Source organism: Priestia sp. JNUCC 25, from assembly GCF_053667915.1.
Window position 1 is genome coordinate 4,477,122 of the sequence record NZ_CM132211.1, and the last position, 15,891, is coordinate 4,493,012.

The following is a 15,891-nucleotide window of genomic DNA, read 5'->3' on the forward strand; positions in this document are numbered from 1 at the left end:
AAGAGCTACAGTGAGATAACTGCCCGTAAAATCCGGCGTTCTTCATTCTACTATTCGTAAAAAGCGGCGGACATTACACAGGTGTAAGCTTCGCCTTATCTCTAACTATTATAACATGTTCTATAAGTCATTCGAAAAAAAAATGTGAACAGTCTTTGAAAACATGTGTTAAGATATTAACTGTTATTCCGTAATAAATTGTATCAAAAAAGCAGCGTTTTATCACGTTTTCTGTTTTGAAACACCTGGAGGTTACTATGAAAAAGCAATCAATGTTTTTTGGTGTCTTACTAGTTGGATTTGGAATCTTTTTCTTACTGAATGAACTACATATGAGCATTGCAGCAAAGGTATACACGTGGCCTGTACTGTTAATTTTAATAGGAGCAGCCCTGTTAACTGAGTCTGCTTTATCTCAAGATCATTCAAACTTGCTTGCAAGCTACATATTAATCACTTTAGGTATTCATTTCTATGTAAGTGAACAAATTCCCTTTTGGCCTACGAATATTAGCATGGTCGTTTTTATGGTGGCCATTAGCTTTTTACTCAGTGCTAGAAAAGCCAAATCAGGCTTTTTCCAAGGCGGCACCCTTTTAATTATTGCCATTTTAATGATGTTTTCAGACCGTCTTAAACTATTTTTGCCAAAAGTTGAAGACGGCGTAAATTATTTAACAACCTTCTGGCCTATTTTATTGTTACTAGTTGGGCTATATTTATTATTTTTCAAACGCAAGTAATCTATGTAAACAAGTTAAAAAAATGGAACGTTTGACTCACTTCCTGTTAGAGTGATGATAAACGTTCCATTTTTTTAGATTCTATTCCTTTGTTTAGTGAGTCATGCGATACTGCAAAGATTTCCACGCTTTATCTTTTCCTTCACCTGTTTCAGATGAGAAATGAATTAATTCATCATTTGGATCTAAGTCCAGCGTTTCTCTCACTACTTTTAAGTGCTTTTGCCATTTTCCTTTAGGAATTTTATCAGCTTTCGTCGCAATAACCATAACGGGAAGGTCATGGTGCTTCAAAAACTCATACATCATAACGTCATCCTTTGAAGGGGCATGGCGTAGATCAACAATCATTAACACAGCTTTAAGCTGCTCACGATTTGTTAAATACGTTTCAATCATTTTCCCCCATGCTTCACGCTCTTTTTTAGACACTTTTGCAAATCCGTAGCCAGGTACGTCTACAAAGTGAAGGATTTCATTAATTAAAAAGAAGTTAAGCGTTTGAGTTTTTCCGGGCTTAGACGACGTACGCGCTAAGCTTTTGCGATTGAGCATCTTGTTAATAAAAGATGATTTTCCTACATTTGAACGGCCTGCTAACGCAAACTCTGGCAGGTTTTCTTTAGGATATTGTTCAGGGCGTACGGCACTGATGACAATATCGGCTTGAGTTACTTTCATTTTACCTCTCCTACTAGCGCATGTTCCAATACTTGGTCCACATGTGACACAAGAACGATGTCTAATTCCTCTTGTACACTGTCAGGGATATCTTCAATATCACGTTCATTATCATGAGGGATTAATATTTTAGTTAATCCGGCACGATGTGCACTAAGTGACTTTTCTTTTAAACCGCCGATTGGTAATACGCGACCTCTTAGTGTAATTTCTCCTGTCATTCCTACTTCTCTGCGCACTGGTTTACCCGTTAGTGCTGATACTAGAGCAGTGGCAATGGTAATTCCTGCAGAAGGTCCATCCTTTGGTACAGCTCCTTCTGGAACATGGATATGAATATCATGTTTTTCATAAAACTTTTCATCAATCCCTAGTTTCTCTGCATTTGAACGCACGTAGCTAAATGCTGCCTGAGCTGATTCTTTCATTACGTCTCCAAGCTTTCCGGTTAGCACTAGTCTTCCTTTACCAGGGGACAAGCTTACTTCAATGGCTAGCGTGTCTCCTCCTACAGTTGTGTAAGCAAGACCTGTAGCAACGCCGACTTGATCTTCCGTCTCAGCCTGTCCGTAACGGAACCTAGGCTTACCAAGGAATTCTTCAAGCGTTTTGGCCGTCACCACCACGCGCTTTTTCTCGCCAGAGACTACGATACGAGCTGCTTTTCGGCAAATGGAAGCAATTTCGCGTTCAAGGTTACGAACACCAGCTTCTCTCGTATATAAACGGATGATTGCTGTTAACGCGTCATCGCGAATCTGCAAATTGCCCTTTTGCAATCCGTGATTTTCTAGCTGGCGCAGCAATAGGTGACGCTTCGCGATTTCAAGCTTTTCCAGCTCCGTGTAACCAGCAATTTGAATAATTTCCATTCGATCGCGCAGCGGTCCTGGAATCGTAGCTAAGTTATTAGCTGTAGCCACGAACATCACTTTTGATAAATCATACGTTTCTTCTATATAGTGATCGCTGAAATTATGGTTTTGTTCAGGATCCAATACTTCTAACAAAGCAGAAGACGGGTCTCCACGGAAATCATTTGACATTTTATCGATTTCATCAAGCAGAAATACCGGATTAATCGTTCCTGCTTTTTTCATTCCTTGAATAATGCGTCCAGGCATAGCTCCCACGTACGTGCGACGATGACCTCGGATTTCTGACTCATCTCTCACGCCGCCTAGAGACACTCGTACAAAATGACGATCTAGAGACGTAGCAATTGAACGGGCTAGGGATGTTTTCCCTACGCCAGGAGGTCCTGCTAAACATAAAATAGGGCCTTTAAGAGATTTTGTCAACTGCTGCACAGCTAGATATTCTAATACGCGTTCCTTCACTTTTTCAAGGCCATAGTGCTCATCGTTCAGCACTTGTTCAGCATTATGAATATTGAGCGTATCTTCCGTTTCATTTGTCCAAGGTAGCGCAATCAACCACTCGATATAATTTCGAATGACTGAGCTTTCAGCGGAGGTAGCAGGAATTTTTTCATAGCGATCCAATTCTTTAAACGCCACTTGTTTGACATGGTCCGTCATCCCACTTGCTTCAATTTTTTCGCGAAGTGTTGCTACTTCTCCCGTCTTTCCTTCTTTGTCTCCAAGCTCTTTTTGAATCGCCTTCATTTGCTCACGAAGATAATATTCTTTCTGAGTGCGTTCCATTGATTTCTTTACACGCTGTCCAATTTTTTTCTCCAGCTGCAAAACTTCTTGCTCGTCTTGAATATGAGAAATGATCGTATTTAATCTTTCTTTCACATCAGTTATTTCTAAAATTTCTTGTTTAAGCTGAATTTTTATTGGTAAATGAGAGGCTACAATATCCGCTAATCTTCCTGGTTCTTCAATGTCGCTTACGGTTGAAAGAGTTTCAACGGACACCTTTTTGGAAAGTTTTATGTATTGTTCGAAATAGTCTAAAAGCGTGCGCATCAGCGCTTTATCTTCTACATCAACCTGATGTTCTTCGTTTTGCTTTTCCACGTGCACAACAAAATATTCTTCGCTGTCTTCAAATTCTGTAACGGTTACGCGATTTAGTCCTTCTACTAAGACGCGCATCGTTCCATTCGGCAGCTTTAGCATTTGTTTAATTTTTGCTAACGTACCGGTTCTATATAAATCCTCTTTTGTTGGTTCATCGATACCCATATCTTTTTGTGATACTAAACAAACTAAGTGATCATCCATCATTGCTTTTTCTAATGCTTGCACAGATTTATCTCGCCCAACATCTAAATGAAGCACCATTGTCGGATAGACGATCAAACCTCGTAAAGGCAATAGCGGCATTGTCAATTTTTCTTTTTCTGCCATGCAATGAACACCTCCAATGCTCGTCAATTAAAGTATGTAAAGTGTGAATTCTTTTAACAATTTTATCTCATTTGTATACACATGTCTAACAATAGTAATTACTAATTGTACCATGAGAAAGAATTAAAAGGCAAAATATATCTTTTTAAGCTCTTTTCATAAAAAAACGCCTTTTTCGTTGGCTGTGTATAAAGGTTTTATACGCGAAAAAGGCGATGAATATTCATCTGACCATTAATTTTTAATTATCATGATAGAATTAGCTAGATTCTCTATTTGAAATAGCTGGATCTACCGACAAATGTGCAACATGCTCATGTACAGACAATAGTGCTTGTTCGAACACCTCTGTTAAATGATGGACAGGAATAATATCGATACCTTTTACCTTTTCTACCATTGCATTCATATTTTCCTTTGGCACAATCACCGTCTGAACGCCCGCTTGTTTTGCTGCCTTGATTTTTGGAATCACACCGCCAATTGGCTTTACGTTGCCGTGCAGACCAATTTCTCCTGTCATTGCTACCGTATGTTTAATTGGCACTTCATAAATCGCTGAGTAGATCCCTGTTGCCATCGCAATACCAGCAGAAGGTCCATCAATTGGCACGCCTCCCGGAAAGTTTACATGAATATCATACTCATCGGCTGGAACATCCATTGAACGAAGAACCGTTATGACATTTTCAATTGAGCTTTTAGCCATACTTTTACGGCGGATAGACTTCCCTTGAGTCCCTATACTTTCCTCTTCAACGATACCTGTAATAATAATGTTCCCTTTCTCTTTTGCAGGAATCGCTTTGACTTCAATTTCTAAAAGTGCTCCAGAGTTGGGCCCGTACACCGCTAATCCATTAATAAGTCCCACTTTTTCCTCATCTGCAATTTTCGGATCGTGTCTTGGAGATAGTTGACTAGAATGAACAATCCATTCAATATCTTCATTTTTAATGTCCGTTCGTTCCTCTGATATCGCTAATCCAGCCGCAATTTGCATCATATTAACCGTTTCACGTCCATTGCGTGCATATGTAGAAAAAAGAGATAAACCTTCTTCTGATATATCCATTCTTACTTTATTTGCTGCTTTTTTTGCAACTGTAATAATTTCGTCACGATCAAGCTCACGGAAAAATACCTCTACGCATCTGGAACGAATGGCAGGCGGAATTTCATTAGGCGTTCTAGTCGTCGCACCAATCAAGCGAAAGTCTGCTGGCAACCCATTTTGAAAAATATCGTGAATATGTGTCGGGATTTGTGTGTTTTCTTCGCTGTAATAGGCGCTTTCCATAAACACTTTTCGATCTTCTAGAACCTTTAACAGCTTATTCATCTGAATAGGATGGAGCTCTCCAATTTCATCAATAAATAAAATTCCCCCGTGTGCATCTGTAACCGCTCCTTGTTTTGGCTGCGGAATTCCAGCTTGGCCCATGGCACCTGCTCCTTGGTAAATAGGATCATGAACAGACCCAATCAAAGGATCAGCAATGCCCCGCTCATCAAAACGCGCCGTAGTTGCATCTAACTCTACAAATACAGCCGATTGTTTGAAAGGTGATTTTTTATTTTTTTTTGCTTCTTCTAACACTAAACGTGCTGCTGCGGTTTTTCCTACTCCAGGCGGCCCGTATACAATCACGTGCTGTGGATTAGGGCCGCAAAGGGCCGCCTTTAGTGACCGAATTCCATCCTCTTGTCCGACAATATCGGAGAAGCTAGACGGCCTTACACGTTCGGCAAGCGGCTCAGTTAAAGAGATGGCTCTCATTTTCTGCAATTGCTCCATTTCTTTCTTTGAATCCCGGTCAATTGAGACTTTTTGCGTACGCTGATTGCGTAATAAATTCCAAAAATATAAGCCAATGATGATACCAAAAAAGAGTTGGACCATTAAGGCAATATTCGTCCAGTTCATAGATAAACCTCCTGCGCAGTTTAGTAAGATAATTATCAGTTATTATCTCCCTGCAGCAGTAGGAATAAACAAGATTCTAGTAAAAAGTAAAATTTAGTTGTGCTTCATCAACAGAAAAAAGCCGGATACTCAATTTGAGTACCCGGCTTTTTTTATGCTGATGTTTTGCTGCCTTCTTGAATAGTAGATCCGTCTTCTAATACGAACTTAGGAGCCGCTTGATCACGAACAGTTTCACCTGTGATAATACATTTTGTAATATCATCACGTGAAGGAAGATCAAACATTACATCTAACATAATACCTTCAATGATTGAACGTAGACCACGAGCACCTGTTTTACGCTCGATTGCTTTTTTAGAAATTTCTACTAAAGCCTCGTCTTCGAACTCAAGTTCAACGTCATCAAGTTCAAGCATTTTTTGATATTGTTTCACTAGTGCATTTTTCGGTTTTGTTAAAATCTCAACTAGCGCTTCTTCATCAAGAGGCACTAAGCTAGCAGTAACCGGTAAACGACCAATAAACTCTGGAATTAAACCAAATTTTAATAAATCTTCCGGTAATACTTTTGCTAGTAACTCTTTTTCTGTAAAGTCTTGTTGTTTTGTTTCTGAACCGAAACCAATTACTTTTTTACCTAGACGACGCTTAATAATAGGTTCGATTCCGTCAAATGCACCACCGCAAATAAATAAAATATTTGTTGTATCAATTTGAATAAATTCTTGATGAGGGTGTTTACGTCCACCTTGAGGAGGAACACTTGCTACAGTACCTTCTAAGATTTTAAGAAGAGCCTGCTGCACACCTTCACCTGATACATCACGTGTAATAGATGGGTTTTCAGACTTACGTGCTACTTTATCAATTTCATCGATGTAGATGATACCTTTTTCAGCTTTCTCCACATCGTAATCAGCTGATTGAATTAATTTTAATAAGATGTTTTCAACATCTTCTCCTACATAACCCGCTTCTGTTAGAGATGTTGCATCTGCAATCGCAAACGGTACGTTTAAAATACGAGCCAATGTTTGAGCTAGTAAAGTTTTACCGCTTCCTGTAGGTCCAATTAATGCAATATTACTTTTTGATAACTCAACGTCATCAATTTTACTGTTTGAATTGATTCGTTTGTAATGGTTGTATACCGCAACGGATAACGATTTTTTCGCATCCTCTTGACCAATTACATACTCATCTAAAATGTCACGAATTTCTTTTGGTTTTGGTACATCTTTAAATTCTACTTCTTCTTCTGTACCTAACTCTTCTTCTACGATTTCCGTGCAAAGTTCAATACATTCATCGCATATGTAAACACCTGGACCCGCAACTAACTTGCGTACTTGTTCTTGTGTTTTACCACAAAATGAGCATTTTAACTGCCCTTTTTCATCGTTAAATTTAAACATAATTTTCACCCCTTGTAGTATTTACTAAAGTGCTCGAAGCTGATTTCTATCCGCGCTATAGCCCAACAACATGAACAACTCATCTATTTGTAGGTAAATGCCCCTCTTTATCACATAGTAAAAGCGCTATGAAAAGATTTGTATTGCATTTTACCATACATTTTCTTGAATAGATACTAAAACGTTTTATGTATATGTTGTTGATGAGCATAACAGAATGGAGATCTGCTATTATATAGTGTCCTCTTATTGGGCCTATTTCATAACCACGGATTTCAAACAATGGGTTAAAGCTGCTTCTACGGTGTTGGTTATGATATAAAAAAACTATTGAAGTTTATAAAACAAGGCACGATCAAGTCGCGCCTTGTTTCTTACTTACTATTATGCAACAGCTTTGCTGTTTTCTACAAGAAATTCAACTGCTTTACGTACTTTCATGTCTTCTTTAATGCTATCAAGACTGCCAAGCACTTTCTTAATTTCTTCGACAGGCATGTTGTACATTCCTGCCATGTTTTCTAATTCTTTTTCTACTTCTTCTTCGCTTACTTCAAGATTTTCAGCTTTTGAAATAGCTTCTAGCGTTAAGTTGATTTTCACACGCTTTTCAGCATCCGGACGCATTTGGTCGCGAAGAGCTTTTTCATCTTGACCTGAGAATTGGAAGTAAAGTTCAAGGTTAAGACCTTGCATTTGTAAACGTTGTTCAAACTCTTGCATCATACGATCCATTTCAGTATTGAACATTGCTTCTGGAATTTCTACTTCAGCGTTTTCAGCAGCTTTTTCTACTAAAGTGTCGCGAAGAGCTGATTCCGCTTGATTCTCTTTATCACTTTGTAATTTTTCTTTTGTTTTTGCTTTTAACGCTTCTAAAGTTTCTACTTCTTCATCTACGTCTTTTGCAAACTCATCGTCTAAAGCTGGAAGCTCTTTAGATTTGATTTCGTGTAATTTCACTTTGAATTTAGCAGCTTTACCAGCTAGCTCTTCAGCGTGATACTCTTCAGGGAATGTTACTTCCACTTCTTTTTCAGCGCCTACTTCAAGACCAACTAGTTGCTCTTCAAAGCCAGGGATGAATGTGTTAGAACCGATTTCTAAAGAATAGTTTTCGCCTTTTCCGCCTTCGAATGCTTCGCCATCAACGAAACCTTCAAAGTCGATTACAGCTGTATCACCTTCAGCTACAGTTCCTTCTTCTTTAACAACTAGTTCAGCGTGACGCTCTTGAAGTGTTTTTAATTCTGCTTCAACGTCTTCGTCTGTTACAGTTGTATCTACTTTTTCTACTTCTAAGTTTTTGTATTCGCCTAATTTAACTTCAGGCTTAACAGTTACTTTAGCAGTGAAAACTAGAGGTTGTCCTTTTTCGATTGTTTCAACATCGATTTCTGGACGATCAACCGGCTCGATACCAGCTTCAACAATTGCATTGCTGTAAGCCTCAGGTAATAAGATGTCTAGTGCATCTTGGTATAAAGATTCTACGCCAAAACGTTTTTCGAAAAGTGGACGAGGCATTTTACCTTTACGGAACCCTGGTACGTTTACTTGTTTTACAACTTTTGTGAATGCTTTATCTAAGGCTTTATCAAACTCAGCAGCTTCAACTTCTACTGTTAAAACGCCTTGATTTCCTTCTTGTTTTTCCCATTTTGCAGACATGAATGTTTCCCTCCAAAATCATTTTAAGTAGTGATTTCTAAATTAGATAATGCAGATAGCCTATCAGTTCAACCCTCAATCATTATCTATTTAACTCCCTATTACTTTAAAGTAAGTAGGAATGTAATGTAAAGATGAAATTCTACTATACGTATTTAAGTGCATTTTACAACCATTATATTATAACATACAACAATGACGTTTCAACTAAACACCACATTTTATATAAAAGAAATTTCTTCAATTTCTTTTAGCTCTTTAATTGCCTTTCTTAATTCAGCTGCGGAGAAACTTCCGTCTTCCTCTGCTACAGCTGCATCTGACTCTTCTCCTTGCATCAACAGACTAATAGCATACACCGCTTCTGTCCAAAGTTTTACATTATCACCCGGTAAAAACGGAAATGTAATAAATAAATGACGCTGCCATATCTCAACGGCAACCTGCAGCAATGTAGGATTTTCATGTTCCAGCTTTTCCGTCAGCTGCGCTTCTACTTGCTCGGCAAAAAAATACGGTGTTGTTCGTTGAAGCTGAAGCGCATTTACTTTTTTCGTCTCTCCAAACTTAGTAATCATAAAATCAATGTCTACTTCTTCTTCCATGACTGTTTTTAAAGCGACTGTTTTTACGATAGGGTGAACAGCTTCGGATGAAAATAGCTGTTCCAGAAAGAAGCGCTGCTTTTCAATTCTCTTTGTTTTTAATGAATGAATCCATTCAAGCTGATCTTGAATATTGTCTAGAGCTGTGAATGATTTAAACTGCTCTAGCTGTTCTTCTTCTGTTTGTTCTTCTATGACTTGTTCTTGATTCATTCTATTCTTACAGAACTCCAATAGCTGATAAAGCTGTTCAGCATGTTCAGAAGGGAGTTTGTGTTCTTGAATAACTGCTTGTAGAGTGACATATCCTTCATGATAGTGACCAAGCTGAATTAACACCATGAGGTACATTTGCAAATTATGATAATAATCGCCAATATCTTCTTTCAGCATTTGCTCACATAATTCCTTAGCTATGCCTGCATCACCGAGCTCCACGTGACAAATAACAAGGCCAAGCAAAATTTCATGATGCTTATTATCAAGTTCGTAGGCCTGCTCAAATAAAGGAAGTGCTTCTTGAAATTGCTTGTGCTGCATATGATCTGTAGCTTTTTCAACCAACCGTTCTTTTAATAGAGGAAAAGCTACAATTTTTTTTTGTTGTTCATTCGACATGTTTTCTCCCCACTTCGCGGTCCATTTGCTTTACAGTTTAGCAATTCGATTAACGGAACGCAAAAAAATCGAGCAAAATCATAATTTTGCTCGATTTTTGGTTAATATCTTACCGTTTTTGCTTCATAAGCAGAAATGTCGTCTTCAAAAGAAAGCGTATAGCCAATTTCATCATATCCGTTAACAAGCATATATTTCCAATGTCCATTGATATCAAACGTACGTTCAAAACCTGCTTCATCGGTAATTTTTTGCTGATGAAGATCGATTGTACAGGCGTAAGAAGCACTTTGAGACTCTTTCATTAAATAGGAAACATCTTCTTTTGGTAAAACAATAGGTAAAATACCATTTTTTAGACAGTTTTGTTTAAAAATATCCGCAAATGAAGGTGCGATAATAGCACGGAACCCGTAGTCTAAAAGCGCCCATGGAGCGTGTTCACGTGACGAACCACATCCGAAGTTCTCGTCGGCTACAAGAATTGTTGCTCCTTGATTTTGAGGCTGATTTAATTCAAACGTTTCATTTAACGTCTCATCTTCATTATATCGCCAATCAAAAAATAGAAATTGGCCAAAGCCAGTACGCTCAATTCTTTTCAAAAATTGCTTTGGGATAATTTGATCAGTATCTACGTTTGCTCGGTCGAGACCTGCTACTTTCCCTGTATGGATTGTAAAAGCATTCATCTGTGTTCTCCTCCTTATCGCACCGCTTGTTCTTGTAGTTTGCGTACATCAACAAAATGTCCATATACCGCTGCCGCTGCTGCCATTACCGGGCTTACTAAATGCGTTCTGGCGCCTTTTCCTTGACGTCCTTCAAAATTCCGGTTAGAAGTGGACGCACAGTGTTCGCCTTGTGGAACTAAGTCAGAGTTCATGCCTAGACACATGCTGCAGCCGGAGTCTCTCCAATCAAAACCTGCTTCAATAAAAATAGCAGATAGCCCTTCTTCTTCAGCCACTCGTTTTACTTTTTGAGAACCTGGTACAATGATCGCTCGCACATCTGGTGACACTTTCTTTCCTTTAATAAACGCTGCCACGTCACGAAGATCAGACAAACGAGCATTTGTACATGAACCGATAAATACATGCTGAACTGGAATCTCTTCTATTGCCATGCCAGGCTGTAAGCCCATATACTCAAGTGCTCGTGACAAAGACTTTCTCTCAGCTTCTGTTTTACACTCTTCTAATGTAGGAACTTGCTTGCTAACATAAGAACTCATCGCCGGGTTTGTGCCCCATGTTACAACAGGTTCAATTGTATCTGCATCAATTTCCAGCGTTTCATCGTACGTTGCACCTTCATCTGTTGCTAAAGCTGCCCAAGCTTCCACTGCTTTTTCAAACTGTTCCCCTTTAGGAGCATACTGACGTCCTTTAATATAAGAGAACGTGACATCGTCTGGACTGATTAAACCAGCTTTTGCACCGGCTTCAATAGACATATTACAAATGGTCATGCGCTCTTCCATTGAAAGATCGCGAATACATTCGCCCGTAAATTCCACGATTGAACCCGTTCCAAAATTCACGCCGAATTTTTGAATTATTGCTAACACAATGTCCTTAGCATAAACGCCAGGCTGCTTTTTTCCATTCACTTTCACTTGTAGCGTTTTTGGTTTCGCTTGCCATAGCGTTTGTGTTGCTAAAACATGCTCTACCTCACTAGTTCCTATCCCAAAAGCAAGCGCTCCAAATGCACCGTGAGTAGATGTATGACTATCTCCGCACACAATGGTTTTTCCAGGCTGAGTTAATCCTAATTCCGGTCCAATGATATGCACAATTCCTTGCTCTTCACTTGTTAAATCTAAAAGCTTCACACCAAACTCATGACAGTTTTCAGATAGTTTGTCTACTTGTTTCTTTGCAATCGGATCTTTAATATTAAAACGGTCAACCGTTGGAATGTTGTGATCCATTGTAGCAAACGTTAAGTCTGGACGCTTCACTTGGCGATTTGCCACGCGAAGACCTTCAAATGCTTGAGGAGACGTTACTTCATGAATAAGATGAAGATCGATATATAATAAGTCCGGCTTCCCCTCTTCTCGACGTACAACATGTTGTTCCCAAAGCTTATCAATAATTGTTTTTGGTTTCATACTGCTCCTCCTTTCTGATTATGAAAAACGTTTCTCACAAAACGTGAGAAACGCATGATTAACTGTAAGCTGTCATAATGCTTGAAATGGCAGAATCATTGGCAATTACCGCAGTTATCGCCTCCACCATTTTATCGGTACCTAAATAATGATTACCGTCTGCTAAGTCAGCTGTTCGATGACCTGCATGTAATACACTTTCAACCGCTTGTTCAATCACTGCTGCTTCTTTTTCTAATCCAAATGAATGTCTAAGCAACATTGCTGCAGATAAAATAGCAGCAATCGGATTAGCTTTGTTTTGACCAGCAATATCTGGTGCAGAACCGTGAACCGGTTCGTATAGAGACGGACCATCAGCCGTTAAGCTGGCAGATGGCAACATTCCTAACGATCCTGTCAGCATAGAAGCCTCATCACTCAAAATATCACCAAACATATTTTCAGTTACCACTACATCAAAATACTTCGGATTACGAATTAACTGCATAGCAGCTGAATCTACAAGCATATGCTCAAGCTCTACATCCGGGTAGTCTTTTGCTACTTCTTCAGCTACTTCACGCCACACTCTACTAGACTCAAGCACATTCGCTTTATCAACAGACGTTACTTTTTTACGTCGATTTACAGCCGTGTCAAATGCTTGGCGAATAATTCTTTCTATTTCTGTACGCTTATAAAATAATGTGTCGACAACTGTTTCTTCATTCCCTTCTGTTCGGCGCTCGCTAGGCTTACCAAAATATAAGCCTCCTGTTAGCTCACGGACGATAATGAAGTCAACACCTTCAATGTATTCTTTTTTTAGAGGAGAGGCATCCGCTAAGCTATCATAAAATGTCACCGGACGAAGATTAGCATATAAATCCAGTTCTTTTCGAATAGCTAGCAAACCTTTTTCCGGTCGCAAATGTGAAGGGTTACGATCCCATTTTGGCCCTCCAACCGATCCAAGTAATACAGCATCTGCCTGCTTACAAGTCTCAATTGTACTTTCTGGAAGAGGGGTGCCCGCCTCATCAATTGCAGCTCCGCCAATTAGTCCATACGTAAACTCAAATTGATGATCAAAGCGCTCTCCAATTGCTTTTAAAACGGCAACAGCGCCTTTGGTTACTTCTGTTCCTACGCCGTCACCCGGTAATACAGCGACTTTTTTTGTCATGGTGGTCTCTCCCTTCAGTTCACATTACTTCTTGCTTTGTACGATGCTGCTGAATAGCGATTAAACGATTAATGGCGTTCAGATATGCTTTCGCTGATGATTCTAATACGTCAAATGCTACTCCGCGTCCGCTTGCTTCAGTTCCTTCGCTTTCAACCTTCACAAATACTTCAGCCAGTGCATCCGGCCCACCGTTAATAGACTGAATACGATAGTCTAATAGTTTTACATCTTGTTCAACACAGCGCTGTAGGGTATTATAGATAGCTTCCACGCTTCCAGATCCCGTAGCTGCTTCTTGAATCTCTTCACCGTTTTCTTTGCGAAGCGTAATCGTAGCCGTTGGAATATTGTTCGTACCATACTGAACTTGCAGACTTTCAAGCTTATATTCACTGTCTTTGCTAACTTGCTTTTGAATGACTAATGCCAATAAATCATCATCGGTAATGTCTTTTTTCTTATCTGCTAAGTCTTTAAACTTCTCAAAAAGCACGTTTGCTTCTGTATCTTCCAATGTGAATCCAAGCTCTACTAAGCGTGTACGGAACGCATGACGGCCTGAGTGTTTACCAAGCACAATTGGATTTTGTTTAACACCCACAAGTTCTGGGGAAATAATCTCATATGTTAACGGATTTTTTAAGACGCCATCTTGGTGAATACCTGATTCATGAGCAAAAGCATTTTTTCCGACAATTGCTTTATTTGGTGCAATATTCATTCCGGTAAGCTTACTGATAATGTCACTCGTACGCTTAATTTCAGGCAAGATAAGACCTGTGCTCGCTTTATAGAAATCTTGACGGACATGAAGCGCAAGTGCTACTTCTTCAAGAGCTGCGTTACCCGCACGTTCTCCGATTCCGTTAATCGTTCCTTCAATTTGAGTAGCTCCTGCTTCAATCGCAGCCATTGAATTGGCCACAGCTAGCCCTAAGTCATCGTGACAGTGAGCTGACAAATCAACTTTATGAATATTTGACACATGTTCTTTTAAGTAATTAAATACTGATTGATAGTCACCAGGAGTGATAAATCCTACTGTATCTGGAATATTAACGACTTTTGCACCAGCATCAATAACTGCTTCTACAATTCTTGCTAAAAACGGTAAATCTGTTCGACATGCATCTTCAGCAGACCATTGAACAACCGGGAATTTTTTACTTGCGTACTTCACCATTTCCACTGCTGTTTCAAGTACTTCATCAGGTGTTTTTTTCAATTTATGCTGCATATGAATTTCGGAAGTAGCGATAAAAACATGCAGTCTTGGTTCTGCACTTTCTTTTAACGCTTCCCATGCAATGTCAATATCTTTTGTAACAGACCTTGCAAGGCCTGTTACAGAAGAATTTTTGACAATAGACGCAATTTCTTTTACGGATTGAAAATCACCTTTTGAAGAAGCGGGAAATCCGGCTTCAATGATGTCGATACCTAATCGCTCTAACTGCTTAGCAATTTCAAGCTTTTCTTGTAGGTTCAAATTGACTCCAGGTGACTGTTCACCATCGCGTAGCGTTGTGTCAAATAGTTTAATTTTTTGCACTAGCGATCACCGCTTCTTTCTTTTGTTTTTTAACAAATGGCATCATTTCACGTAATTGAGCGCCAACTTTTTCAATTAAATGTTCGTTTTCACGGTTATTGATAGCTGTAAATTCCGGACGATTTGCTTGGTTTTCTAGGATCCAGCCCTTTGCAAATTTACCTGTTTGGATATCTTCAAGCACTTTTTTCATTTGTTCTTTTGAACGCTCATCTACAACGCGTGGTCCTGAAACGAAGTCACCCCATTGAGCTGTATCAGAGATTGAATAACGCATGCCTTCCATTCCGCCTTCATACATAAGGTCAACAATTAATTTTAATTCGTGTAAACACTCAAAATATGCAACTTCCGGTTGGTAGCCAGCTTCTACAAGCGTTTCAAAACCAGCTTTAACTAATGAAGTTAACCCACCGCAAAGTACTGCTTGCTCACCGAAAAGATCTGTTTCTGTTTCTTCTTTAAATGTTGTTTCTAATACACCCGCACGAGCTGAACCGATTGCTTTAGCATAAGCTAACGCTACGTCTTTTGCTTCTCCAGTTACATCTTGGAATACTGCGAATAACGCCGGTACGCCAGCTCCTTCTTCATACGTTCTTCTTACAAGGTGACCAGGGCCTTTTGGAGCTACTAAGAATACGTCAACGAATTCAGGTGCTACGATTTGGTTAAAGTGAATGTTGAAACCGTGAGCAAATACTAAAGATTTTCCTGGTTTTAGTCCTGGAAGAATTTCTTCGTTATAAACTTTTGGCTGATACTCATCTGGAAGTAATACCATTACTACTTCTGCTTGTTGAACTGCATCTTTTACAGATAATACAGTGAAACCGTCCTGCTCTGCTTGATCCCATGATTTACCTTTACGTAATCCTACTACCACGTTTACTCCGCTGTCGCGTAAGTTTTGTGCGTGAGCGTGACCTTGTGAACCATAACCTACGATTGCTACTGTTTTACCTTGTAATAATTGATCCTTTGCATCTCCGTTATAATATACCTTTGTCATAATAAATCTCTCCTCTTAGTTTATATAGTTTTATATAGTTTACTTTTTAG

12 protein-coding genes are annotated in these 15,891 nt (G+C 39.2%); 1 reads left to right on the forward strand and 11 read right to left on the reverse strand.

The genetic code is table 11. The annotated features are described in order from the left end of the window. Positions 1 to 257: 257 nt before the first annotated feature. A complete protein-coding gene (locus tag JNUCC25_RS23525; RefSeq protein ID WP_013059363.1) occupies positions 258 to 743 on the forward strand; it encodes a LiaF transmembrane domain-containing protein in 486 nt (161 codons plus the stop codon). Between the two features lie 93 nt (positions 744 to 836). Here JNUCC25_RS23525 and yihA read toward each other — a convergent pair whose 3' ends face one another. The 11 genes from yihA to ilvC all read right to left on the reverse strand — a co-directional run bounded on the left by yihA (position 837) and on the right by ilvC (position 15,841). After that, on the reverse strand, positions 837 to 1,424 hold the full coding sequence (gene yihA / locus JNUCC25_RS23530; protein ID WP_013059364.1) for a ribosome biogenesis GTP-binding protein YihA/YsxC: 588 nt from the start codon (positions 1,422 to 1,424) through the stop codon (positions 837 to 839). Next, positions 1,421 to 3,745: an endopeptidase La gene (gene lon / locus JNUCC25_RS23535; protein WP_016765665.1), complete on the reverse strand. Its 2,325-nt coding sequence runs from the start codon at positions 3,743 to 3,745 to the stop codon at positions 1,421 to 1,423. Before lon ends, yihA begins: the two co-directional genes overlap by 4 nt. A 259-nt stretch (positions 3,746 to 4,004) precedes the next feature. Then, entirely contained in the window at positions 4,005 to 5,672 is a 1,668-nt protein-coding gene (gene lonB / locus JNUCC25_RS23540; RefSeq protein WP_029320070.1) for an ATP-dependent protease LonB, read from the reverse strand. A gap of 152 nt (positions 5,673 to 5,824) precedes the next feature. Then, complete coding sequence (clpX, locus tag JNUCC25_RS23545) at positions 5,825 to 7,090, reverse strand: ATP-dependent protease ATP-binding subunit ClpX (protein WP_013059367.1); 1,266 nt, start codon at positions 7,088 to 7,090, stop codon at positions 5,825 to 5,827. A 384-nt stretch (positions 7,091 to 7,474) separates the two neighbouring features. Continuing rightward, positions 7,475 to 8,761, reverse strand: a complete 1,287-nt coding sequence (gene tig / locus JNUCC25_RS23550; RefSeq protein WP_016765666.1) for a trigger factor — start codon at positions 8,759 to 8,761, stop codon at positions 7,475 to 7,477. Positions 8,762 to 8,982: 221 nt separating this feature from the next. Further along, the gene (locus JNUCC25_RS23555; RefSeq protein ID WP_407728229.1) at positions 8,983 to 9,984 is read right to left on the reverse strand and encodes a tetratricopeptide repeat protein; all 1,002 of its coding nucleotides are present in this window, start codon (positions 9,982 to 9,984) and stop codon (positions 8,983 to 8,985) included. Positions 9,985 to 10,085: 101 nt separating this feature from the next. Beyond that, entirely contained in the window at positions 10,086 to 10,676 is a 591-nt protein-coding gene (gene leuD, locus JNUCC25_RS23560) for a 3-isopropylmalate dehydratase small subunit (RefSeq protein WP_013059370.1), read from the reverse strand. Between the two features lie 14 nt (positions 10,677 to 10,690). Beyond that, a complete protein-coding gene (gene leuC / locus JNUCC25_RS23565; protein WP_013059371.1) occupies positions 10,691 to 12,106 on the reverse strand; it encodes a 3-isopropylmalate dehydratase large subunit in 1,416 nt (471 codons plus the stop codon). Positions 12,107 to 12,164: 58 nt separating this feature from the next. Continuing rightward, positions 12,165 to 13,274 (reverse strand): 3-isopropylmalate dehydrogenase, encoded by a 1,110-nt coding sequence (leuB, locus tag JNUCC25_RS23570; protein ID WP_013059372.1) that lies wholly within the window; start codon positions 13,272 to 13,274, stop codon positions 12,165 to 12,167. 19 nt (positions 13,275 to 13,293) lie between these two features. Beyond that, entirely contained in the window at positions 13,294 to 14,829 is a 1,536-nt protein-coding gene (locus tag JNUCC25_RS23575; RefSeq protein WP_025601811.1) for a 2-isopropylmalate synthase, read from the reverse strand. Then, entirely contained in the window at positions 14,816 to 15,841 is a 1,026-nt protein-coding gene (gene ilvC / locus JNUCC25_RS23580; protein ID WP_013085141.1) for a ketol-acid reductoisomerase, read from the reverse strand. The genes JNUCC25_RS23575 and ilvC overlap by 14 nt, the downstream gene beginning before the upstream one ends. Positions 15,842 to 15,891 lie beyond the last annotated feature (50 nt).

Coding starts and splice junctions, on each gene's coding strand:
- ilvC (WP_013085141.1), bottom strand. CDS start 15,841: ATGACAAAGGTATATTATAACGGAGATGCAAAGGATCAATTATTACAA.
- leuC (WP_013059371.1), bottom strand. CDS start 12,106: ATGAAACCAAAAACAATTATTGATAAGCTTTGGGAACAACATGTTGTA.
- lonB (WP_029320070.1), bottom strand. CDS start 5,672: ATGAACTGGACGAATATTGCCTTAATGGTCCAACTCTTTTTTGGTATC.
- JNUCC25_RS23525 (WP_013059363.1), top strand. CDS start 258: ATGAAAAAGCAATCAATGTTTTTTGGTGTCTTACTAGTTGGATTTGGA.
- tig (WP_016765666.1), bottom strand. CDS start 8,761: ATGTCTGCAAAATGGGAAAAACAAGAAGGAAATCAAGGCGTTTTAACA.
- lon (WP_016765665.1), bottom strand. CDS start 3,745: ATGGCAGAAAAAGAAAAATTGACAATGCCGCTATTGCCTTTACGAGGT.
- leuB (WP_013059372.1), bottom strand. CDS start 13,274: ATGACAAAAAAAGTCGCTGTATTACCGGGTGACGGCGTAGGAACAGAA.
- leuD (WP_013059370.1), bottom strand. CDS start 10,676: ATGAATGCTTTTACAATCCATACAGGGAAAGTAGCAGGTCTCGACCGA.
- clpX (WP_013059367.1), bottom strand. CDS start 7,090: ATGTTTAAATTTAACGATGAAAAAGGGCAGTTAAAATGCTCATTTTGT.
- JNUCC25_RS23555 (WP_407728229.1), bottom strand. CDS start 9,984: ATGTCGAATGAACAACAAAAAAAAATTGTAGCTTTTCCTCTATTAAAA.
- yihA (WP_013059364.1), bottom strand. CDS start 1,424: ATGAAAGTAACTCAAGCCGATATTGTCATCAGTGCCGTACGCCCTGAA.